Origin of the sequence: Rhizobium sp. L51/94, assembly GCF_019355555.1 — a bacterium.
In the GTDB taxonomy this organism is placed as follows: Bacteria; Pseudomonadota; Alphaproteobacteria; order Rhizobiales; family Rhizobiaceae; genus Rhizobium; species Rhizobium rhododendri.
The window spans coordinates 629721-650161 of record NZ_CP072142.1 but is presented as its reverse complement, the minus strand read 5'-3'; the positions used below and the strand labels follow the sequence as shown (position 1 = coordinate 650161).

The 20441-nt window shown below is 60.8% G+C and carries 19 protein-coding genes; 10 read left to right on the top strand and 9 right to left on the bottom strand.

The features are described 5' to 3' along the window. Positions 1-50 precede the first annotated feature (50 nt). From J5274_RS20965 to ltnD, 3 genes are all read right to left on the bottom strand, one after another. Complete coding sequence (locus J5274_RS20965) at positions 51-1061, bottom strand: ABC transporter permease (protein ID WP_142830984.1); 1011 nt, start codon at positions 1059-1061, stop codon at positions 51-53. A gap of 355 nt (positions 1062-1416) precedes the next feature. Then, the gene (gene otnI / locus J5274_RS20960; protein WP_142830983.1) at positions 1417-2190 is read right to left on the bottom strand and encodes a 2-oxo-tetronate isomerase; all 774 of its coding nucleotides are present in this window, start codon (positions 2188-2190) and stop codon (positions 1417-1419) included. Position 2191: 1 nt separating this feature from the next. Next, positions 2192-3106, bottom strand: coding sequence for an L-threonate dehydrogenase (gene ltnD / locus J5274_RS20955; protein WP_142830982.1), 915 nt, complete (start codon positions 3104-3106; stop codon positions 2192-2194). Positions 3107-3364: 258 nt separating this feature from the next. Between ltnD and otnK the strand changes: the two genes are divergently transcribed. From otnK to J5274_RS20940, 3 genes are read left to right on the top strand one after another with little or no spacing between them, the layout of a single operon-like run. Further along, positions 3365-4648: a 3-oxo-tetronate kinase gene (gene otnK / locus J5274_RS20950; RefSeq protein ID WP_142830981.1), complete on the top strand. Its 1284-nt coding sequence runs from the start codon at positions 3365-3367 to the stop codon at positions 4646-4648. Next, on the top strand, positions 4641-5282 hold the full coding sequence (gene otnC / locus J5274_RS20945; RefSeq protein WP_142830980.1) for a 3-oxo-tetronate 4-phosphate decarboxylase: 642 nt from the start codon (positions 4641-4643) through the stop codon (positions 5280-5282). The genes otnK and otnC overlap by 8 nt, the downstream gene beginning before the upstream one ends. 33 nt (positions 5283-5315) lie before the next feature. Next, positions 5316-6209, top strand: coding sequence for an NAD(P)-dependent oxidoreductase (locus J5274_RS20940; protein ID WP_142830979.1), 894 nt, complete (start codon positions 5316-5318; stop codon positions 6207-6209). Between the two features lie 62 nt (positions 6210-6271). On the opposite strand, the gene J5274_RS20935 is transcribed toward J5274_RS20940, so the two are convergent. The 5 genes from J5274_RS20935 to J5274_RS20915 all read right to left on the bottom strand — a co-directional run bounded on the left by J5274_RS20935 (position 6272) and on the right by J5274_RS20915 (position 11928). Next, entirely contained in the window at positions 6272-6901 is a 630-nt protein-coding gene (locus J5274_RS20935; RefSeq protein ID WP_142830978.1) for an isochorismatase family protein, read from the bottom strand. Then, positions 6898-8262, bottom strand: coding sequence for an amidase (locus J5274_RS20930; protein WP_142830977.1), 1365 nt, complete (start codon positions 8260-8262; stop codon positions 6898-6900). Before J5274_RS20930 ends, J5274_RS20935 begins: the two co-directional genes overlap by 4 nt. After that, complete coding sequence (locus tag J5274_RS20925) at positions 8259-9830, bottom strand: amidase (RefSeq protein ID WP_219275633.1); 1572 nt, start codon at positions 9828-9830, stop codon at positions 8259-8261. The genes J5274_RS20930 and J5274_RS20925 overlap by 4 nt, the downstream gene beginning before the upstream one ends. Beyond that, positions 9817-10899, bottom strand: a complete 1083-nt coding sequence (rutA, locus tag J5274_RS20920; RefSeq protein ID WP_143123104.1) for a pyrimidine utilization protein A — start codon at positions 10897-10899, stop codon at positions 9817-9819. The genes J5274_RS20925 and rutA overlap by 14 nt, the downstream gene beginning before the upstream one ends. 270 nt (positions 10900-11169) lie before the next feature. After that, positions 11170-11928: a GntR family transcriptional regulator gene (locus J5274_RS20915; RefSeq protein ID WP_219275632.1), complete on the bottom strand. Its 759-nt coding sequence runs from the start codon at positions 11926-11928 to the stop codon at positions 11170-11172. A 187-nt stretch (positions 11929-12115) separates the two neighbouring features. Here J5274_RS20915 and J5274_RS20910 point away from each other — a divergent pair, with 187 nt between their 5' ends. The 7 genes from J5274_RS20910 (at position 12116) to J5274_RS20880 (ending at position 19498) form a co-directional block, all read left to right on the top strand. Continuing rightward, complete coding sequence (locus J5274_RS20910) at positions 12116-13336, top strand: MFS transporter (protein WP_143123106.1); 1221 nt, start codon at positions 12116-12118, stop codon at positions 13334-13336. Between the two features lie 294 nt (positions 13337-13630). Next, a complete protein-coding gene (locus J5274_RS20905; RefSeq protein WP_161991070.1) occupies positions 13631-14731 on the top strand; it encodes a sugar ABC transporter substrate-binding protein in 1101 nt (366 codons plus the stop codon). 28 nt (positions 14732-14759) lie between these two features. Next, entirely contained in the window at positions 14760-16307 is a 1548-nt protein-coding gene (locus tag J5274_RS20900) for a sugar ABC transporter ATP-binding protein (protein WP_219275631.1), read from the top strand. Beyond that, positions 16304-17314: an ABC transporter permease gene (locus tag J5274_RS20895; protein ID WP_143123109.1), complete on the top strand. Its 1011-nt coding sequence runs from the start codon at positions 16304-16306 to the stop codon at positions 17312-17314. Before J5274_RS20900 ends, J5274_RS20895 begins: the two co-directional genes overlap by 4 nt. After that, positions 17314-17517: a hypothetical protein gene (locus J5274_RS20890; RefSeq protein WP_143123110.1), complete on the top strand. Its 204-nt coding sequence runs from the start codon at positions 17314-17316 to the stop codon at positions 17515-17517. Before J5274_RS20895 ends, J5274_RS20890 begins: the two co-directional genes overlap by 1 nt. Further along, positions 17514-18932 carry an amidase gene (locus J5274_RS20885; protein WP_219275630.1) on the top strand — a complete coding sequence of 473 codons (1419 nt, stop codon included), beginning with the start codon at positions 17514-17516 and terminating at the stop codon, positions 18930-18932. The genes J5274_RS20890 and J5274_RS20885 overlap by 4 nt, the downstream gene beginning before the upstream one ends. 53 nt (positions 18933-18985) lie before the next feature. Further along, positions 18986-19498: a flavin reductase gene (locus J5274_RS20880; protein ID WP_142830967.1), complete on the top strand. Its 513-nt coding sequence runs from the start codon at positions 18986-18988 to the stop codon at positions 19496-19498. A gap of 17 nt (positions 19499-19515) precedes the next feature. On the opposite strand, the gene J5274_RS20875 is transcribed toward J5274_RS20880, so the two are convergent. Further along, the gene (locus tag J5274_RS20875; protein WP_143123180.1) at positions 19516-20439 is read right to left on the bottom strand and encodes an SMP-30/gluconolactonase/LRE family protein; all 924 of its coding nucleotides are present in this window, start codon (positions 20437-20439) and stop codon (positions 19516-19518) included. Between the last annotated feature and the right edge of the window lie 2 nt (positions 20440-20441).

Below are 20441 nucleotides of genomic sequence, written 5' to 3'. Positions count from 1 at the left end.
ACCCGTACGTCCTCCGCCGGGTATCTCCATTGAAACTTGCAGCCTCCGCGTTATCCGCGACCTCCCGAGAGCCGATTTCTCAAAACGTCCAGGCTCACGGCAATGAGGATCACCCCGCCCGTGATGGCCTGCTGGGCATAGGTATTGATGTTGAGCAGCACAACGCCATTGGCGATGACGCCGACAAGCGCTGCGCCGATGACGGCCCCGGAGACGCTGCCAACCCCACCGGCAAGGCTGGCTCCGCCGATTGCGGCAGCAGCGATCACATCGAGCTCCGATCCAAAGCCGGACGCAGGTTCGGCGGACAGGTATCTGGAAAATGCAATGACGCCGGCTGCCGCCGCGATGGTTGAAGACAGCACGTAGACGGCCAGTTTCACCCGATCTACCTTCACACCGCTCAGGCGCGCCGCATTTTCGTTTCCACCTGTCGCGTAGATATGCCGACCGAAGCGCGTGCGGCGCATGATCAGCGCGAATATTGCCATGAGGACCAGCATGATCACGACGGGCACCGGCACCGGGCCGAGATAGCCCTGGCCGAGAATGGAGAAAGCATCGGGCGGCGTCGGCGTGACAGGAACCCCGTGGGTGATCATGTACATAAGGCCACGCCCGATGCTGAGGGTTCCAAGCGTCGCGATGAATGGCGGCAGCCCGATCATGGTGATCAGTGCGCCATTGATAAACCCGAACGCCACGCCGACCGAAAGGCCGGCAGCGACACTGCCGCCGGTCGAAAAACCGGCTTCGAAGCACAGGGCGGTCACCAGCGAGGCGAGACCCATTGCCGAGCCGACCGATAGATCGATGCCGCCGGTGATGATGACCATAACCATGCCGATGCTCATGATCGCCGTCAGCGAGAATGCGCGAAATACGCCCATCAGATTATTGGTCGTCAGGAAATACGGCGTGTACAGGCTGATGAGCGCGCCGACGACCACGAGGGCGACGAGCACGTTGACCTCTCGCACATGACGCAATTTTGCCAACTGGGCAAGAAAGCCCGATGACGAGTTACGGGGCGACGGTTCGTCATTGACGAGTCCGGACATGAAATCTCCTCCCTATCGCCGCTGCTCGCGTGAGCTGTCAGCATATCCGTTGTCTATCGTCACCACAGATCGCAACCTCCAGATGCTTTCGGCGGTGATGGGGTACGCAAGGCCAGCTATTCAAAGACTACCTTGAAATGTTATGGCAGCGCTGCCATAACTTCTGCCAATTCCGCCATCTGTCAAGCTCGTTTTCGATTTTATGTAAGATGGAACGAATTTATCAGTGTTATGCGGTCAAGATGGAAGTGTGCTCAGTCATTCCCCGCGTCTGCAAGTGCATTAAACGCACAGAATTTCTCTGTTGAATGGCAGCGCTGTTAATCAGCATGTCGGCTATTAACTGACTGCATCCCTACTGGCGAAAGGTCGCCAGCCATCCGAGGCCTTCGATCGTGCCGCGTGCCGGACGGTACTCGCAGCCGACAAAACCGTCATATCCCAGCCGATCGAGTTCACGCAGGACGGTAAAGTCATCGAGCTCTCCCGTTCCAGGCTCGTGGCGGAGGGGTACCGATGCGATCTGAACGTGGCCTATGATGGGCATCATCGTTCGCAGCCCAGAGAGCACATCGCCATGGATGATCTGGCGATGGTAGATATCGAACTGTAATTTCAGGTTTGGATAGCCAAGATCTGCGATCAAATCCGCTGCGAAATTGAAATTATTGAGGAAATATCCGGGCATGTCGCGCCCATTGATCGGCTCCAGAACAATATCCAGCCCGGTCTCGCCCGCCTTGTCGCATGCGTAGGCGATTGACTGGCGATACGCGGCGACGGCGGCCGGGTCCGACCGCTCGGCCAGACCGCTCATCACGTGCAACCGCTTCACGCCTGTTGCCGCAGCATATCTGAGCGCTGTCTCGACAGACGCGCGGAATTCATCTTTCCGCTCTGGCAGCGCTGCGAGACCTCTCTCGCCCGATGCCCAATCGCCCGGCGGCAAATTGAAAAGCGCTTGCGAGAGCTTGAGTCGATGCAATCGCTCGGCGACATCGGCTGGGTCGAAATCGTATGGGAACAGATACTCCACCGCATCGAATCCGGCCGCAGCAGCAGCAGCGAACCTGTCGAGGAAGCCGACTTCTGTGAACATCATGGTCAAATTGGCCGCAAAACGTGGCATATCAGGCCTCCAGCCCTGGAAGATCGAGCCCCGTTAGGTTCGCGATCATACGCGCGATCGATGCATCGTCGTCGCGCCCCATGCCGGCGGCAGCCGTCATGACGAACATCTGCAGGGCAGTCGATGCTATGGGCGTGGGAAATTTGAGATTGCGGGCGATATCCGAGACGATGCCGAGATCCTTGGTGAAGATATCGACAGCACTGCGCGGACGGTAATCGCCCTCCAGGATATGCGGAACCCTGTTCTCGAACATCCAGGAATTGCCGGCGGAGGCCGAGATCACCTCGTAAACCTTGGCAATATCCAGGTCCATGGCCTTCGCGAAGGTCACGGCCTCGCAGGCAGCGGCGATATGCACGCCGGCCAGCAACTGGTTGACGATCTTGAATGCTGCACCGACCCCTGCGGCCTCGCCGAGTTCGTAGACCTTGGTGGCAATGCAATCGAGGGCAGCACGTGCCGAGGCGAAGGCCTCTGGCGCACCGGATGCCATGATCGTCAGCTCACCAGCGGCAGCACGCATGGCGCCGCCGCTGATCGGGGCATCGATGTAAAGTAAATCAAGAGCTTGGGCGCGACGCTCAAAATCCCGCGCAGCCTCCGGCGACATGGTGGCACAAGACAAAACGGTGCCGCGCTTGCCCATTTCGGTCACCGCGCCATTCTCACCGAATAGGACGGCATCGGTCTGCGCCGCGTTGACCACGACCGAAATCACGATCTGCGCGTCCCGCCCGGCATCGATCGGCAGTCCTGCAACCCTGCCGCCGAGCGCCTCGAACCGCGCCATCGCGTCCACACTGACATCGCAGCCGACGACATCGAAGCCGCCGCGAAGAAGAGAGGCCGCTATCCCGAACCCCATGGATCCCAACCCGATCACGCAGGCAGTCTGTTGAGGTTTTGTCGTCATCTGAGCTTCCTTGCCGAATGGAGTGCGGCCGATACCGCAGGATTAAACACGCGCTTGTGCTCGTCAAATTCAAATGATAGCGTTGCCATAAACACAGTTAGCGCGCGTCGGAAAAGCAATGCAAGGGCTTTTTGCGCTGAAGCAACAACAGGGTCGAGCGCGAAAGGGACGGCGCGGAGTAAATTCGATGCTACCGTCGGATGTATCCTCGCTTACACCCTGGGGGCAGCATACCGGCTGGAAAAATGAGGAACGAACGTGCTGATAGGCGCAATTGCGGACGACATTACCGGCGCTACCGATCTCTGCCTGATGCTTTCGCGCGCGGGTCTGCGAACGGTGCAGCGCATCGGCGTACCCGCGCCGGGTGAAAAGTTCGCCGATGCCGATGCTGTCGTTGTTGCCCTGAAGTCACGATCGATTCCAGCCGATGAGGCGGTTGATATGTCTTGCGCCGCAGCCCGGGCCCTGCTTGCTGCGGGGGCGGAAAAGTTTCTATTCAAATACTGCTCGACCTTCGACAGCACGGACGAGGGTAATATCGGGCCGGTCACCGAAGCGCTGATGACGCTCCTCGATGTCGATTTCACAATCGCCTGTCCATCTTTTCCGGCAGCGGGCCGGACCGTTTACAAAGGCCACCTGTTCGTCGGAGATCAGCTGCTGTCGGACAGCCCCCTGAAAGATCATCCGCTGAACCCGATGACCGATGCAAATATCGTGCGGGTGTTGGGCCGTCAGACGTCGCTGGCCGTAGGACTGGTCGATATCAATATCGTAAGGTCCGGACAGGACGCGATATCAGGGGCCTTCGCAGCAGAAAAAGCAGCCGGGCGCCGGATCGTGATCGTGGACACCCTTGCAGACACCGATCTGCATGCCATCGGACAAGCGTGTGCGGAGATGCGGCTTGTAACAGGCGGCTCAGGCATCGGCTTGGGCCTTGCGGAAGATCTCGTTACCAAGGGCCGCGTCGCACGCCGGCAGGAACAAGTGCAAATGGCGGCGCCAGCGGGTCGGGCAGCCATTCTGGCAGGATCCTGCTCGGTCGCAACCCGCGGCCAGATCGAGGCGGCGCGACACAGCGGCATGCCGACGCTAGCGCTCGATGTAAACGCAATTTCGGACGGGAGGCAGACGGCTTCGGAGATAGCAGACTGGGCTCTTGCGCAGGACAGCTCTGCGCCGGTGCTTATCTATTCGAGCGCAGATCCGGCCGCCCTTGCAGACATTCAGGCATCGATGGGCAGGCACCAGTCCGGCGCATTGGTCGAAACGACGCTGGCCGAAGTCGCAAACCATTTGAAGAACAGAGGATTTACGAAGTTTCTGGTTGCCGGTGGCGAAACATCCGGTGCTATCGTTGCTGGGCTGCAGGTGGCGATGCTCGAGATCGGGCCGGAGATCGATCCCGGCGTCCCCTGGACCCGCAGCATCAACGGCCCGGACTTGGCATTGGCGCTGAAATCGGGAAACTTCGGTGCCGAGGATTTCTTTCTGAAGGCTTGGCATCTGTTACGAGCGGAGCACGGGAATGCGTGAGATCAACAAAGCGCGCGACGAAATCTGCCGCGTCGGCGCCTCGCTGTTCAATCGCGGCCTGACAGCCGGCTCAAGCGGAAACATCTCGGTGCGCCTTGCCGATGGCGGATGGTTGATGACGCCGACGAACGCCTCGCTGGGAAACCTCGAGCCAGATCGGCTTTCACATTTCGACGCATCCGGCCAGCTCTTGTCGGGAGACAAGCCGACCAAGGAGGCCTTCTTGCATTTTTCAATGTATGATGAACGGTCAGAAGCGGCAGCCGTCGTCCACCTGCATTCGAGCCATGCCACAGCCGTCAGCATCCTTGCCGACGTCGATCCCAACGATGTGCTTCCAGCGCTGACGGCATATTATGTGATGCGCATCGGCCGCTTGCCGCTGGTGCCCTATTTCGCGCCGGGAGATCCGGAATTGGCGCACGCCGTAAAGGCGCTGGCCGGCAAGCATCACGCGGTGCTTCTGGCAAATCACGGTCCTGTCGTCGCCGGAACTTCGCTTGCCAACGCCCAGTATGCCACCGAGGAGCTTGAGGAAACAGCCAAGCTGTTCCTGATGCTGCAAAACCACGTGTTGCGCGCGCTGACGCCGCAGCAGATAGACGAGCTGCGCAGCAAATTCAATTTGTCATGATCGCCGACCATTTACGTTCAGGGAGAGAGTAAAATGAGCAATACCACTGAGACCATCGGGTTTGTCGGCACCGGGCTGATGGGCCATGGCATGGCAAAGAATATCGTTGAAAAGGGCTACGCGCTGCAGGTCGTCGCCCATCGAAACCGGGTGCCGGTCGACGATCTGGTTTCAAGGGGAGCCACCGAGGCAAAGTCTCTCGATGAACTGGCCCGTCACTCCACCATCGTCTTTCTTTGCCTGACCGGCTCGCCGGAAGTTGCCGCTGCCGTCGCGGCCATGAAACCGGGCCTTGCCGCAGGGACCGTTATCGTCGATTGCTCGACCGGCGAGCCCACGGTGACACAGACGCTGGCCGCAGAGATGGCCGAGATCGGCGTTCTCTACGCCGACGCCCCCTTGAGCCGCACGCCGAAAGAAGCGTGGGCGGGTACTCTCGATTGCATGGTCGGCGCCGATGCGGCGGTTTTTGAGCGCATCAAGCCGGTGATCTCGACATGGGCGGGCAAGATCGTCCACATCGGCGGCGTCGCCGACGGCCATCGGATGAAGCTCCTGAACAATTTCATCTCGCTCGGCTATGCCGCGCTCTATTCCGAGGCCCTGGCGCTGTCGAAAAAAGTTGGCATCTCCATAGAAACATTCGACCAGGTGATCCGCGGCGGACGCATGGATTGCGGCTTCTATCAGACTTTCATGGGCTATGCTCTGGAAGGCAACCGCGAAGCCCACAAGTTCACCCTCAGCAATGCCTACAAAGACATGCGCTACGTGGAATCGATGGCAAATGCGGCGACAGTCACCACCACAATGTCGAGCGCGGTGAAGAACTCATTCGCCGTGGCGATGGCGAATGGCGGTGCCGGAGCAGAAGACTACGTTCCGCACCTCACCGACTTCATAGCCAAGGCAAACGGCGCCAGCTAAGCCTGAAATGACAATGCTTCGGCGGCCGTGTGGTCGCCGGGCACTTGCTGGCGACGACGGGGTTAGTCGAGGCCATCGATAAACGCCAGGATCTCCGCCTCGGAGACGACGTCGGCATATTTTGCGTTCATATCGAAAAGATTGGCCTCGTGCGGAGCCGGATGACGGTCGCCACAGGCGTCGCGCACCACCGTCGTGATGAAGCCATGCGACATGGCATCCACGCAGGAAGCGCGCACGCAGCCGCTGGTGGTCAGCCCGGTGAGGATGACGTTGTCGACCCCCATCGCGGTCAGCATCGGCGCCAGAGACGTGCCGAAGAACGCGCTCGGATACTGCTTCGTCACAACAAACTCGTCAGCCCGTGGCTCAAGCCCCTTCGGCCAGGCGCCGAGAGGGTTGCCGGCGGTAAAGCTCGCCAGCGGCTTGGCCTTCTGGAAAAACCGGCCGCCATCCAGACCGCTCGAATGCAGGACGACGCCGGTCAGGATGACGGGAAGGTTCTTCTCATGCGCTGCGGCACGGATGCGCAGGGCACTTTCCAGCGCCGCATCGACACCTGCGAATAGCGGGCTGTCAGGCTCGAAATAGGCCTGGACGAAATCGACCAGCACCAGGGCAGGCTTCCTGCCGAAGCCGATGCGGTTGTCATAGGCTTTGGCATAGTTCGCACGCAGGTCGGCTTCGCTCACGGACGGCTCCCTCGAAATTCATGGACGGTCTCGACGACAGGGGCTTTCGGACTCAGGACTGCGGCAATCCGGTCGGCATGGGCGAGAAGATGGCTGTCGGCAAAACGCGGCGCGATCACTGTCACCCCGATCGGCAGCGACAGCCCGCCGGGAGATGCCGGCGGCGGCACTGGAATATTCACGCAGGGCACGCCGAGCAGCGTCCACGAGGCATTGAACACGGGATCGCCGGGTTTGCGGCCGACGGGTGCAAACCCGGCAGCGCTCGGCGCGATCACCACATCGTAGTTGGCTGCGATCTCGTCGAACGCGATCCGCGCCAGCCCCATGCCGTCATAGGCGTCTCTCAGTTCGGCAAGCGTCGTTCCATCGCGATTTTCCACCCGGTGGTGGAAATCGTCATGCAGGGCGGCGCCATGTCGACGGGCAAGATTGCGAAACGCCGCCTGGCCTTCGCGATGCAGAATGACCCGGTGATAGCGATCGAGCGCTTCGAAGGCCGGCGGAAGTTCGAGCTCATGGACCTGATGACCGGCCTGTCGCAGGCTGTCGGCGGCCGATGTCATTGCCCGCAGGCTTTTGTCCTGCAGGCGGTCATGGTAGGGGCCGGTGGTCACGGCCATCCTCAACGCATCCGGGCGACTTTCCGGCCCGAGAGGTTCGTCCAGACCGAAGACATTCGCCAGCAATGCGAGGTCCGCAACCGAACGGCCATACCAGCCCACAGTGTCAAAGCTGATGGAATAGAGCCTCACACCCTCCCGGCTGACACGACCGTAGCTCGGCTTGAAGGCGTAGACGCCGCAGAAGGAAGCCGGGCGAATGGTCGAGCCGCCGGTCTGCGTGGCAAGCGCCAACGGCACGTGGAAGTCGGCGACGGCTGCCGCAGAACCGGCAGACGAACCGCCGGAGGTGCGTGCGAGATCGTACGGATTGCCGGTTTTGGCATCCTGCCCGGCGGCGGCAAATTCCGTCGTGTCGGTCTTGCCGAGCACGATTGCACCTTCCGCGCGCAGCAGATCGACGGCCGCAGCATCCGCCGCAGGCTGGAAACCACCATAAAGCGGCGAGTTGTAGGTCGTCGGCAGGTCGTGGGTGTCGAACACATCCTTGACAGCAATCGGCAGGCCATGCAGCCGGCCACGCTTTTCCCTCGGCAAGGCATCCAGACGGGCGGCCTCGGCCAGTGCCTGCGGATTGACGGCGAGCCAGGCCTGCACATCGCCATCCCGCAGGCGGATGCGCTCAAGGCACGCTTCCACCACATCGCTAGCGCTCAACTTGTCATCGGCCAGCATCGCCAGCAAATCCGTGGCAGTCAGCTGGTTCGGCAGGGGCACAGACGGCGTTTCAGCGCTCATATCGCCAGTCCCGGCGGCATCATGTCGTGGAACTCGGTCGCGCGCTGAAAAGCGGCCCCCAGGGAAAGGCACATCGCATCGGCCTGGGGCCTGCCGACGATCTGTATACCGGTCGGCAGACCGGTGCGACCGAGGCCGGATGGCAGCATCAGGGCCGGCAGGCCGGTGACGTCGAAAATCATCGTGTTTCGCGAAATCATCGACTGGAAGGTATGGGAGATCCCGTTCACATCGACGGTCAGCCCATCGAGCACGCCAGCCTCGCCACCGATGCCGGGCGTAACGACCAGATCGACGTCGGCCATGGCGTCGAGGAAGCCGCTTTGTGCCTCGGCGCGCGTCTGGAGCGCCCGCCCGTAATCGACCGCAGAATAGGCAAGGCCGTTCTTCAGCCTGTGGACGAGGCCGGCATCGAACATCTCCGCCCGATCGAGACGGGGAAAATGCAGCGTTGCCAGTTCGCTCTGGAGGATGACCCAGCCGGCCTCATGCCAGGGGGCGATATCGATGGCAGGCAGCGGAATGCAAATGCATCCGAGCCTCTCCATCGTCGCCAGCGCAGCCTCCCAATTGGCAAGAACGGCGTCGTCGACAACATCCGTGAACCAGTTGACGGGCACGCCGATGCGAAGGCCCTCGAAAGTCTCTTCCGCCAGAATGGCAGCACATTGCGCAGCCAGGGCTGGCTCCGGCTGGGCGGTGATGAAAGGCAATACGCGGGCGATGTCCCTTGCGGAGCGGGCCATCGGACCGACATGGTCGAGTGTCCAGGACAGGGGCGCGACACCTTTTCGGGACACGCGGTCCCGGCTCGGCTTCAGGCCCGTCGTGCCACACCAGCAGGATGGGACCCGGATTGATCCACCGGTGTCCGTGCCGAGCGCCAGCGGCATCAGACGCGCGGCCAGTGCTGCAGCGGATCCCGTCGACGATCCACCCGTCCAGCGGCTTTGATCCCACGGATTGCGCACCGTACCGAAGCGCGGGTTGTGCGGTGAACCGGTGGCGAACTCGGTGGTCGCCGTCATGGCAAAGGGAATGGCGCCGGCGCCACGCAAGGCGGCCACGACATCGGCATCGGCCGGTGCGACGCGATCGCCGGTAAAATGGGAGCCGGATGTGGTGATGGTATCCGCGACATCGATGATGTCCTTGACGCTGAACGGAATGCCTTCCAGCGGCCGCGCCGTTCCATTGCGCCAACGCTCGTCGCTTTCACAGGCGGCCTTTTCAGCCTGCGGTACGAAGCGAAGGATAGCCTCGCCACCTGCGGTGCAGGATCGCGACGCACTGATAAGCGAGCGCAGGGCGTGCGAAGGCAACAGTCTCCCTCCGGCATACGCTGAAAGAAGCGCGTCTACGCCGGCGGTCCTTATTTGCAAATCTTCGATCGCGGGCTCGACATCCAGGCTTGGCAACGGCTTGCCTGGGGGTGCAAAGCGGGCGTAGGGGCGATCTGCAAGGCCGGGGTCGACCAGCGTCAGTGGATCCAGGAGGTCGCGGGGGCCGACAAGCGGTGCTGCGGCCCCGGCATCTGGCAGAAGGAGATGCACCTTATTCGGCCGCAATCTGGCTCGGCATGCGCGACGCCATCAGCGGCTGGATGCGCTCGCCAAACTTGTCGAGACCGACCAGGAAGTCGTCGAAGGTCAGCATGATGCCCTTTGTCCCGGGAACGCTGCCAGCTTCCTCCAGCATCCGTGCGACGCTGGCATAAGAGCCTACCAGGGTCCCCATGTTGAAATTAACTGCGCCTTCCGGCAGGTTGATGTGCTTGGCGGTCGAGTTGCTGTCGGCAGTCGCATCCTTGCTGCCCTGGTCCGCCATCCATGCGAGGGCGTCGACATCCGCCCCTTCGCGGTAGCTCTCCCACTTTGCCTTCGCCAGCTCGTCGGTCTCTTCGGCGATCACCATGAACAGCACGTAGGCGCCGACATCGCGGCCGGTCTTGGCAGCGGCTTCAACCAGCTTTGCATTGTTCGGCGCATAGGCGGTCGGCGTGTTGATGCCCGAGCCCATGACGAAGTTGTAGTCGGCGTATTCCGCTGCGAATTCCATCCCGCGCGGACTCTGACCTGCTGCAACGATCTCGATCTTGTTCGCCGGCATCGGCTTCATCATGCAATCCTTCATGGTGAAGTGCTTGCCTTCGAAGGAGCATTCGCCCTTGGCCCAGAGCTCTTTCATGATGTGGACGTATTCGGTCGAATAATCGTAGCGGTAGCCGAAATAGTCATTTCCCGGCCACATGCCCATCTGGTCATATTCCGCCATCTGCCAGCCCGACACGATATTGACACCGAAACGGCCGGGCGCCACGCTGTCGATCGTCGTCGCCATGCGCGCGACAATGGCCGGCGGCAGAGTCAGCACGGCAGTCGAGGCAAACAGCTTGATGCGCTTGGTGACAGCCGCCAGGCTGGCCATAAGCGTGAAGCTCTCAAGATTGTAATCCCAGAACTCGGCCTTGCCGCCGAAGCCTCTCAGCTTGATCATCGAGAGAGCAAACTCGAGCCCGTATCCCTCTGCTTTCTGGACGATCTGCTTGTTGAGCTCGAAGCTCGGCATGTAATGCGGCGAGGTAGTGGAGATCAGCCAGCCATTGTTTCCGATGGGAATGAAAACACCGATATCCATGTGGTTCCCCTTTTATCTGATGGACATGCAAGGCAGTATGTACGAACTAATGCAAAATTTTTCGGGCCTGTAAAGCCAAAAATGACGCATCTTTAGGCGCGCCTATTTATTAATCAAACGGCTGATTTGCACGCAGAAGTTTGGCGCCGGGAAATTATTCAAACGGCGAATGACGAGGCAAAAAGCCAATCAGAAAGGCAATTACAGGCGGAATGGGCAGACGAATCATGGCGCCGGCAAAGGCGGGAACCATTCACGCGGCTGTCAGCCTCAGCTCTCGGCGCGCAGTGTCGTGGTGAAGGTAAAGCGCTCTGCCGGCAGAACCTGGTAAGCATATTCCAGCAGGCGGCGACCGGAGCCGTAGTAGCGGCGCGTGACGACGAGCGCGAGATCGCCCGTGCTGACGCCAAGCTTGCCGGCGATCACCCCATCGAGCGCGATAGGCTTGATTTCCTGCTGGATTTCCTGGATTTTTTCGCCGGTAAACTGTTCGATATAGTGAAAAATAGCACTTCTGGCGACCGTGATGTCCTTCACGGCGCCGGCAAGCCTGGAATCGACGTAGACCTCGTTCCACGAAAACGGCCTGCTGCGATTTCCGGGATAACGGATACCGGCCATGTGGAAGAACTTTCGGCCAGGCCGGCAACCCAGCTCGATCGCAAGTTTCCCCTGCGCCGAGACCTCCTCCTTCGTGTCGATCACAAATTCGGTCTCGGCGGCGATTTCAAAAAGTTCGGAGCGCGAGTGGGCGATGAAGCGTTTGCGTTCCGGGTCGAAGCCGGCCTCAACACGGGTGCCTACGCCCTTGCGCGCCGAAAGACGCCCCTTGTTGCGCAGGGTCCCGATTGCCTGACGTACGGTCTGGCGACTGACGCCCAGCGCTGCGGCAATCTCGTTCTCTGTCGGCAAAAGGGTGCCGACCGGGTAGTCGCCATTGCTGATGCGAGACTCCAGGTGATGGGCGACCTGCAGATAGAGCGGCGCCGTATCCAGCTCCGGCTTCCAATGATTGCTTTTCTGATCCAAGCACCCCACCCCTTGCCAGCTAAAATCACCGGCACATCTCCGTTGTAAAGGTTTCAATCGTCTTTCCCGGCGAAAGGCAATCGAATTTCAGCATGTCCGCAAACGCATCCTGACCCGCTTGTGCCAGCAAAGCAAATCTATTAGTACGTACATATCCCAGCTATAATTTCCCAGGATATTGAGACGCATGTCGGACCTGATTGCCGGAGAGGCCACGCAAACGCGCCGAGCTTCTTCGCTGATGCAAACCCTTGTGGCGGCAACGCTGATCCAGATCGTGGCGACCGCGAGCGTCCTTGCACTCACGGCCATTGCGCCGACGGTGGCAGCAGATCTCGATATCGGCGCCTACTGGATCGGCTATCAGATCAGCCTGATCTATGCCTCTGGCATGTTCTCCTCTGCAATCGCCGGCACGCTGGTCCAGCGCTTCGGGCCGATCCGAATTGAACAGGCTGCTCTTGTCTGCTGCGTGATCGGTTTTGCCGGCATTGCCACCGCCAGTATTCCACTGATCGTCATTGCGTCGCTTTTTATCGGCATCGGCTACGGCCTGAACAATCCGGCATCTTCCGAAATGCTGAGCCGAGTCACCCCGCAGAACAAGCGGAACATCGTATTTTCGCTGAAGCAATCCGGCGTCCCGCTGGGCGGCATCCTCGCAAGCTTCGCCTTCCCCTATCTCTCCCGCTATGTCGACTGGAATATCGCACTGCTGATCGGGGCGGCCGCACCGCTGTTGACGATGGGGTTGCTGGCGATGACGCACGCGGCTGAACCCGTCGTAGTCAGCAAGCGCCGATCCCTGTTGCGCGGGTTGATCGAGGAACAATCGACGATCTGGCGCGACCCGCGTCTGCTGGCGCTGAGCGGCCTGGGCTTTGCCTATTCCGCCATGCAACTGTCGGTTTCCGCCTTCGCTGTGGTTACGCTTGTGCACGACGCCGGATGGTCCTTGCTGGCCGCAGGGTCCGTTGCCGCGGCCATGCAGTTCGCTGGCGCCTTCGGTCGCATCTTCTGGGGCGTGGTCGCCGATCGCATCGGCGGCGGCTTCATCACCCTGTCACTGCTTGGCCTGCTCGGCGGCGCCGGCTATGCCTTGCTCTACTGGCTGCCCGGCCTGCCACCGGTCGCGCAGGTCGCTCTTTTCGTCTGCATGGGCGGCGTGACGATTGGATGGAACGGCGTGCTGCTCGCAGAGGTGGCCCACAATGCTCCGGAAGGCAGAGTCGGCGCGATCACCGGGGGCGTTCTGGTCTACACCTTCATCGGGGTCATCGTCGGTCCGTCGTCCTTTGCCAGTCTTTATGCTTTGACCGGCCACTATGGTGCGAGCTTCATGGTCTTTTCCCTGTTCGGTTTCGGCGGCATGATCATCGCATGGCGAGCCCATCGCTCAAGCCACTGACCTGAAAATCTGTCGATATGTACTGACATACTGAAGGCAAACGCATGCGGCGCAACTCTGCTGCAGACGCTCTGCTATAGGCCGGTGATTGGCTCTAATGTGCAATTGAACACGATTCAAGCGCCTATCTGGCATGGTTTTTAGCAATCGCCGCATAAATGTGCAGTGCAAAAAAATAGGCAAAATCCGGTTGACGTTTCCTTGTGTATGTACGTACTTTAAGTTCAGATAGTTGATCGAAAGCTACGTTGTAAGACCCCGGTCAAACCGGGATCACAGAGGGGAATGTTGATCATGCGCCTGCTTTTCGTGAGTACAATGCTGGCGGTCTCCGCCTTCGCCAGCCTGTCCACAACCGCGATGGCCGACCCCATGGAGGATGCCAAGGCGATCATCACGCAGCACCGCGCCATGCCGGTATTCACGCCCCCGGGCGAACCGTTCAACGCCAAGCAGTGCATGGCCGGCAAGAAGGTTTTGTCGATCCCGATCTCGATGACCATCCCGTTCAATGTCGAATTGCAGAAGGCAATGGCATCGGCTGCAGCCGAAGTGGGCTTCACCTACACCACCTGGGACAACCAGTTGAAGATCGACCAGTGGGTGCAGGGTATCTCGCAGGCGATCAGCCAGAAATATGACGCTCTCGACCTGGCGGGCGGCCTGAACCCACAAGTTCTCGGTCCGCAACTGGGCGAAGCGCGCGCCGCCGGCCTGAAGATATCGACGACGCATTTCTACGACGTGACCCAGCCGGCAATCGACACCGTCGACTATTCCGGCAAGATCGACTTTAGCGGCGCCGGCAAGCTGCTGGCAGCCTGGGCCTATGTCCAGACCGAAGGTAAACCAAATGTACTGATCATCGGCTCCTCCGACGTCCTCCCCTCGATCCCCTTCGTCAAGTCGATCCAGGATGAACTCAAAACGCTTTGCCCGAGCTGCAAGATGAAGCATCTGGACGTGCCCGTTTCCGAATGGGCAACGAAGATCCAGTCGGGCACGCAATCCGCTCTGCTGGCCGATCCCTCGATCAACTACATCCTGCCGATCTACGACTCCATGTCGCAGTTCGTCATCCCGGCGCTCCGCATCACCGGCTCGGAAGGCAGCGTCAAGCTTGCCAGTTTCAATGGCACGCCATTCGTTCTCGACATGGTGCGCGGAGGCCAGGTGCAGATGGATGTTGGCGAAAGCCTCGGCTGGGCCGGCTATGCGGCGATCGACAACATCATGCGGATGCTGTGCGGCAAGCCTGAAGTCGCCAAGCTCAACGTGCCGCTGCTGGTCTTCGACGACACCAATATCCAGACCGCCGGCACACCTGCCAATTTCAACGACGGCTATGGCGACGCCCACCTCGACGGCTTCCGCAAACTCTGGATGATGAAGTAGGTCAACGCGAACGCAGTAGGAGCGCCTCATGGTCGAAAATGCCGTCCTCACCATGAACAACATCCGTATGCGCTTCGGGAGCTACTATGCGCTCAAGGGTGTTTCGCTGTCGATACGGCGGGGCGAGGTATTCGGCCTTCTCGGCCAGAACGGCTCCGGCAAATCCACCATGATCAAGGTGCTGGCCGGCTTTCACCAGCCGGAAGAGGGCAGCGAGGTCATCCTCTGGGGGCAGAAAATGTCTCTGCCGCTCGATCCGATGGAGATCAAGAAGCGAGGAGTAGCTTTCGTCCACCAGCACCTCGGTCTCGTGCCATCCCTGACGGTGCTCGAGAATATGCGGGTCACAGCGCTTGGCCAGAAGACGCCTTGGTTCGTCAACTGGAAGAAGGAAGCAGCCGCCATCTCCAGGCTGTTTTCCGAATTCGACCTGTCGATCGATCCGTTCCAGACGGTGGCGAACCTTGCGCCGGTGGAGCGGGCCTTTGTCGCCATCATCCGTGCGTTCGAGGACCTCAGGGCGTCCGATGCCGGCTATGGCGGCGAAGGCATCCTGGTCCTCGACGAACCGACGCCATTCCTGCCGGCCGACGACGTGCTGCGACTTTTTGCGCTGATCCGTTCCATCGTCAAGACCGGCGCCTCCGTCGTCATCGTCACGCATGATATCGACGAGGTCCGAGATATCACCGACCGTGTCGCGGTGCTGCGCGACGGAGAGCTGGTCGATATCCTCGATACCCGTACATCACAGCGGCAGTCTATCCTCGACACCATCGTCGGCTCGCGGATCGACGCGTTCGAAAAGAAGCGCATGGCCAGGACAGGCGTGCCGGCGGCGGTCAGCGTGCGCGCTATTTCCAATGGCACCACCGCACCTTTCGATTTCGAGATCAGGGAGGGCGAGACGCTGGGTGTGACTGGCCTGATCGGCTCCGGCTTTGCAGCCCTCCCCTACCTGCTCTATGGTGCGAGACGGGGCAGCGGTGAAATCACCATCGGGGGCAAATCGGCGAAGGTCAGCGCGGTGACGCCGCTTGCTGCGCAGAAGCTGGGCATCGCCTTCCTGCCCGGAGATCGCCTGGGTGCTGCCGGCATCGGCACACTGTCGGTGACAGACAATATCACGCTCCCCATGCTGGATGGCCTCACCAGGCCTTACGGACTCGATCGTCCCGGAATGACGCGTGCAGCGGCAGCGCTCGTCCAGAGTTACGACGTCAGGCCAGCCAATCCGCATCTCCCGCTCGGCTCGCTGTCCGGAGGTAATCAGCAAAAGGTGCTGCTGGCCAAATGGCTGCAGACTAAGCCGAAGCTTCTGATGCTCGACGAACCGACGCAGGGCGTCGATTTCGGCGCTCGCCAGCAGATTTTCAGGGCGCTGGACCGGGCGGCGGCGGGTGGCACGGCGATACTTTGCGCCTCGACCGACAATGAACAACTCGAACAGATCTGCGACCGCATTATCGTCTTTTCGCGCGGTCGCCCGGTGATCGAACTCAAGGGCGCCGAGATCAGCCGCAAGGCAATCACCGAAGCCTGTTTCCACAGCCATGATGCGGAGGCCGCAGAATGACGACGCTGGATATGCCGACGACCAAGACCTCGATGCCGGCAAGGAGCCGCTTCACGATAAAAACCGAGGGCGAGCGCTTCGCCCTTGTGGGCGCATGGTTGCTGCTCATCGTGATTTTCGGAACGCTGATGCCGGATTCGTTCCTGAGCTGGCGAAGCTTCTCCACCCTGTTCGGCTCACAGGCCGTGCTCGTGGTGCTGACGCTTGCCATCATCATTCCGCTGACATCGGGCGATTTCGACCTGTCTGGGGCCTCGACCCTGACGATGAGCACCATGCTGATCGCCGTGCTCAACGTCAAATTCGGCTGGCCGATCGTCCCCGTGATCGTCATCGCGCTAATGAGCGGTATCGTCATCGGCGCGGTCAATGCATTCTTCGTCCTCTATTTCCGCATCCATTCGCTGATCGTCACGCTCGGTGTCGGTACGTTCGTGAACGGGCTGATCCTCTGGGTCAGCAATTCGCAGACGATATCAGGCGTCTCCATGGGCCTGGTTAAATGGGTCATCATCAACCGGCTGTTCGGCATTCCCCTCGCCTTCTTCTATGCCCTAATCATCGCCGTCATTCTTTGGTATGCGCTGGAATTCACCATTGCCGGCCGCAAGCTGCTGTTCGTCGGCCGCGGGCGCGAAGTGTCCCGGCTGAACGGCATCAATGTCGACAGGGTGCGCGCCACCTCCTTCGTGCTCTCCGGGCTGATCTCCGCCTTTGCCGGCATGCTCTATGCCGGCATGACAGGATCAGCCGATCCGCTGTCCGGCCTCAACCTTCTGCTTCCGGCGTTCGCCGCAGCATTCCTCGGCGCAACGACAATCTCGCCCGGCCGCTTCAATGCCTTCGGCGCGGTGATCAGCGTTTATTTCCTCGTGACCGGCATCACCGGCCTGACCATGCTCGGGGCGGATGCCTATGTGCAGAACCTGTTCTACGGAGGCGCCCTGGTCATCGCCGTGTCGCTCAGCCAGCTCGTGCGCAATCGCCAGCCACAGGATTTCAGCTGATGGACCTGATGAAGATCATGGCTGCCCTTGCCGAGACCTATTGGGATCGCCCGGCCGACGAGGCGGAGCTTGTGGCCATGGCCGGTGAAGCCATGCGCGACAAGACCAGCATCGCCAAGCCACTTACCGATAAGGCAGGCGCGTTGTTCAACACCGAACCAGCCCATTTCGAAGCTGTCTTGCGCGTTGAGGCCGGACGATGAGCCTCGATAACCCGACCACGCTCAAGGAGGCTGCGGAGGCGATCCTCGCCGGCCGGATTACTTCCGTCGAGATGACAACCGCCGCACTCGCCCGCGCAAAGTCCAGCCACGAGCGGCTGAACGCCTTTATCGAGATCGAGGAAGGCCCCGTGCTCGAGGCAGCCCGTGCCGCCGATGTTGCGCTTGCCGCCGGCCGGACGGTAGGGCCGCTGCATGGTGTGCCACTCGCCCACAAGGATATGTATGACCGCGCCGGCTTCGTGACCGGTTGCGGCTCGAAGATCCGCAAGGGTCATGTGGCGACCTCGACGTCCACAGTCATGCAGCGTCTGCAAGCAGCGGGTGCGCTCTCCATCGGCCGGCTCAACATGAGCGAATTCGCCATGGGACCGACGGGGCACAATTTTCACCACGGCAGGGCGCTGAACCCGATCGATGCTGCGCGGATCACCGGCGGCTCTTCCTCCGGGTCCGGATCTGCCGTTGGCGGCGGGGTGGTGCTGGCGGCTCTCGGCTCAGACACGGGCGGCTCCATCCGTCTGCCGGCCGCCTGTTGTGGCACGGTCGGGATCAAGCCGACACAGGGACGCGTCAGCCGTCATGGGGCGATGCCGCTGTCATTCTCGCAGGATTGCGTCGGCCCTCTGGCGCGCTCCGTCGCAGACGCCTACCTGCTGTTGCAGCTGATCGCCGGCCCGGACGGACACGACACGACCTGCATGGATGCAGACAAGCCCGGTGCGCTGCTTTCCGACCTGTCATCGCTGCGGATCGGAATTGCCGGCGGTCCGTTTGCCGACGGACTGGAAAGCGACGTTGCAGGCGGGATGGAGACGGCAATCAGGGCTTTGTCGCCAGATGTAGCCGGCATCGCTGCTGCACCCCTGCCCGATCTCTCCGCCATCGCTAAACTCGCCAATGCAGTGGCCATGGCAGAAGCGGGTACGGTGCATTTCGACTGGATGCGCGAGCGTCCGGAAGATTACGGCCCGCAGATCCGCATGCGACTTTCGCAGTCGCTGGCGATCCCGGCGCCGATCTATCTGCGTGCCCTGCAGATGAGGTCGGTGATGCTGAGAGAGTTTCTCGAGACAACCTTTGCCGGCATCGATGTCCTGATTGCGCCGACAATGCCGTTCATTCCACCGCTGTCCAGCGAGGTCGACGTCGGGACGAGCCCGACGATGAACGCTGTCGTCAGCGCGATGACCGCGTTCACGAGACCGTTCAGCTATCTCGGCCTGCCGGTGGTCACCGTGCCGGTTTCGATGTCCGCTGGCGGGCTACCCATTGCGCTGCAGATCGTCGCGCGTCCATGGCGCGAGGATCTGGCCGCCAGCGTCGCCCTGAGGCTCGAACGAGCAGTTGGCCTGACGGCCTTCACCGACCCATCGCTTGCGCGGCCGGCCGCCTGAGCAAAACATGCAACCCGCCGGAACGGGCGGACACCCCATGAAGGATCATACCGATGGACGCCACGACCCAGATCGAAACCATTGAAGACGTAAGCCCGCAGGTCTTTCGCGACGCAATGGCGAAGATGGGCGCGGCCGTGAACATCATCACGACGGATGGTCCGGCCGGCAAGGCAGGCTTTGCAGCGACCGCTGTCTGCAGCGTCACCGACAGCCCCGCCACCTTGCTCATCTGTCTCAACCGGACGGCGTCGGTATTCAATGCGGTCATGGGCAACAAGGCGCTCTGCGTCAATGTCCTGACCGCCGGGCACGAAGGGCTTTCAGGCCTGTTTGGCGGCAAGACCCCCGTCGAACAGCGCTTTGCCGCAGCCAACTGGCACTATGGGGTTACGGGCGCTCCGGTGCTGGAGGATGCCATGGTATCGTTCGAATGCGTGCTCACCGACATGGTCGATGTCGGCACCCACCGGGTGCTGTTCTGCTCGGTAAAGGCTATCCGCGAAAGCGCTGCGGAAAAGGCGCTGGTCTACTACAAGCGTGCCTACCACCATCTCGGCGCCTGACGATGGCAGGCCTTGCGTCAGCCCAGTTTCACTCCGTTCGCCGTCACGTAGACCGCGTATAGCGATGTTGTTCCGGTGATGAACAGCCGATTGCCTTTCGGACCGCCGAAGGTGAGGTTGGACACGCCTTCGGGGATCCGGACCTTGCCGATCAGGTTGCCGTCGGAATCGTAGACGTGAACGCCGTCACTCGCACTGGCCCAGATACGGCCCCTGCGATCGACCCTGAAGCCGTCGAACAGACCTGACGTGCACTCTGCAAAGACGCCGATATTTTCGAGCTTGCCATCGGCGGATACGGCAAGTTTACGGATATGACGCGGTCCGCCGCTGAGATGCGAAACGCCGGTGTCGGAAACGTAGAGAATGGATTCGTCCGGCGAGAATGCCAGCCCGTTCGGCTTGACGAAATCGGCGGCGACACGACGCGTTCCGGTCTGCGGATCATGGCAATAGACGTGGCAACCGCCGATCTCCTCCTCGCCATAATCACCTTCGTAATCGGTCAGGATGCCGTAGGTCGGATCGGTGAACCAGATCGTGCCATCCGACTTCACGGTCACATCGTTCGGAGAATTCAGACGCTTGCCGTCGACCTGATCGGCGATGACAGTAATCTTGCCGTCGAAATCCGTCCGGGTGACCCGTCGCGTCAGATGCTCGCAGGTCACGAGCCGACCTTCGTTGTCGACGGTATTGCCGTTGGAATTGTTCGATGGCGACCGAAATACGGAGGTCTGACCGCTGGCTTCATCGTAGCGCATCATCCGATTGTTCGGAATGTCGGAGAACACCAGGTAACGTCCGGGGGCAAACCAGGCAGGCCCCTCCAACCAGCGGCCTCCTGTCCAGAGCCGCTCAACCCGCGCATGGCCGACAAAGCAGGCCTCGAAACGAGGATCGATAACTTCAAAGCCGCTGCCTTCGATTTCACCAAACATCG

What these genes read in the sequence shown, in the direction of transcription:
- J5274_RS20965 (WP_142830984.1), bottom strand. Translation starts at nt 1,061, where the DNA reads ATGTCCGGACTCGTCAATGACGAACCGTCGCCCCGTAACTCGTCATCG.
- otnI (WP_142830983.1), bottom strand. Translation starts at nt 2,190, where the DNA reads ATGCCACGTTTTGCGGCCAATTTGACCATGATGTTCACAGAAGTCGGC.
- ltnD (WP_142830982.1), bottom strand. Translation starts at nt 3,106, where the DNA reads ATGACGACAAAACCTCAACAGACTGCCTGCGTGATCGGGTTGGGATCC.
- otnC (WP_142830980.1), top strand. Translation starts at nt 4,641, where the DNA reads ATGCGTGAGATCAACAAAGCGCGCGACGAAATCTGCCGCGTCGGCGCC.
- J5274_RS20940 (WP_142830979.1), top strand. Translation starts at nt 5,316, where the DNA reads ATGAGCAATACCACTGAGACCATCGGGTTTGTCGGCACCGGGCTGATG.
- J5274_RS20930 (WP_142830977.1), bottom strand. Translation starts at nt 8,262, where the DNA reads ATGAGCGCTGAAACGCCGTCTGTGCCCCTGCCGAACCAGCTGACTGCC.
- rutA (WP_143123104.1), bottom strand. Translation starts at nt 10,899, where the DNA reads ATGGATATCGGTGTTTTCATTCCCATCGGAAACAATGGCTGGCTGATC.
- J5274_RS20910 (WP_143123106.1), top strand. Translation starts at nt 12,116, where the DNA reads ATGTCGGACCTGATTGCCGGAGAGGCCACGCAAACGCGCCGAGCTTCT.
- J5274_RS20905 (WP_161991070.1), top strand. Translation starts at nt 13,631, where the DNA reads ATGCGCCTGCTTTTCGTGAGTACAATGCTGGCGGTCTCCGCCTTCGCC.
- J5274_RS20900 (WP_219275631.1), top strand. Translation starts at nt 14,760, where the DNA reads ATGGTCGAAAATGCCGTCCTCACCATGAACAACATCCGTATGCGCTTC.
- J5274_RS20895 (WP_143123109.1), top strand. Translation starts at nt 16,304, where the DNA reads ATGACGACGCTGGATATGCCGACGACCAAGACCTCGATGCCGGCAAGG.
- J5274_RS20890 (WP_143123110.1), top strand. Translation starts at nt 17,314, where the DNA reads ATGGACCTGATGAAGATCATGGCTGCCCTTGCCGAGACCTATTGGGAT.
- J5274_RS20885 (WP_219275630.1), top strand. Translation starts at nt 17,514, where the DNA reads ATGAGCCTCGATAACCCGACCACGCTCAAGGAGGCTGCGGAGGCGATC.
- J5274_RS20880 (WP_142830967.1), top strand. Translation starts at nt 18,986, where the DNA reads ATGGACGCCACGACCCAGATCGAAACCATTGAAGACGTAAGCCCGCAG.
- J5274_RS20875 (WP_143123180.1), bottom strand. Translation starts at nt 20,439, where the DNA reads ATGTTTGGTGAAATCGAAGGCAGCGGCTTTGAAGTTATCGATCCTCGT.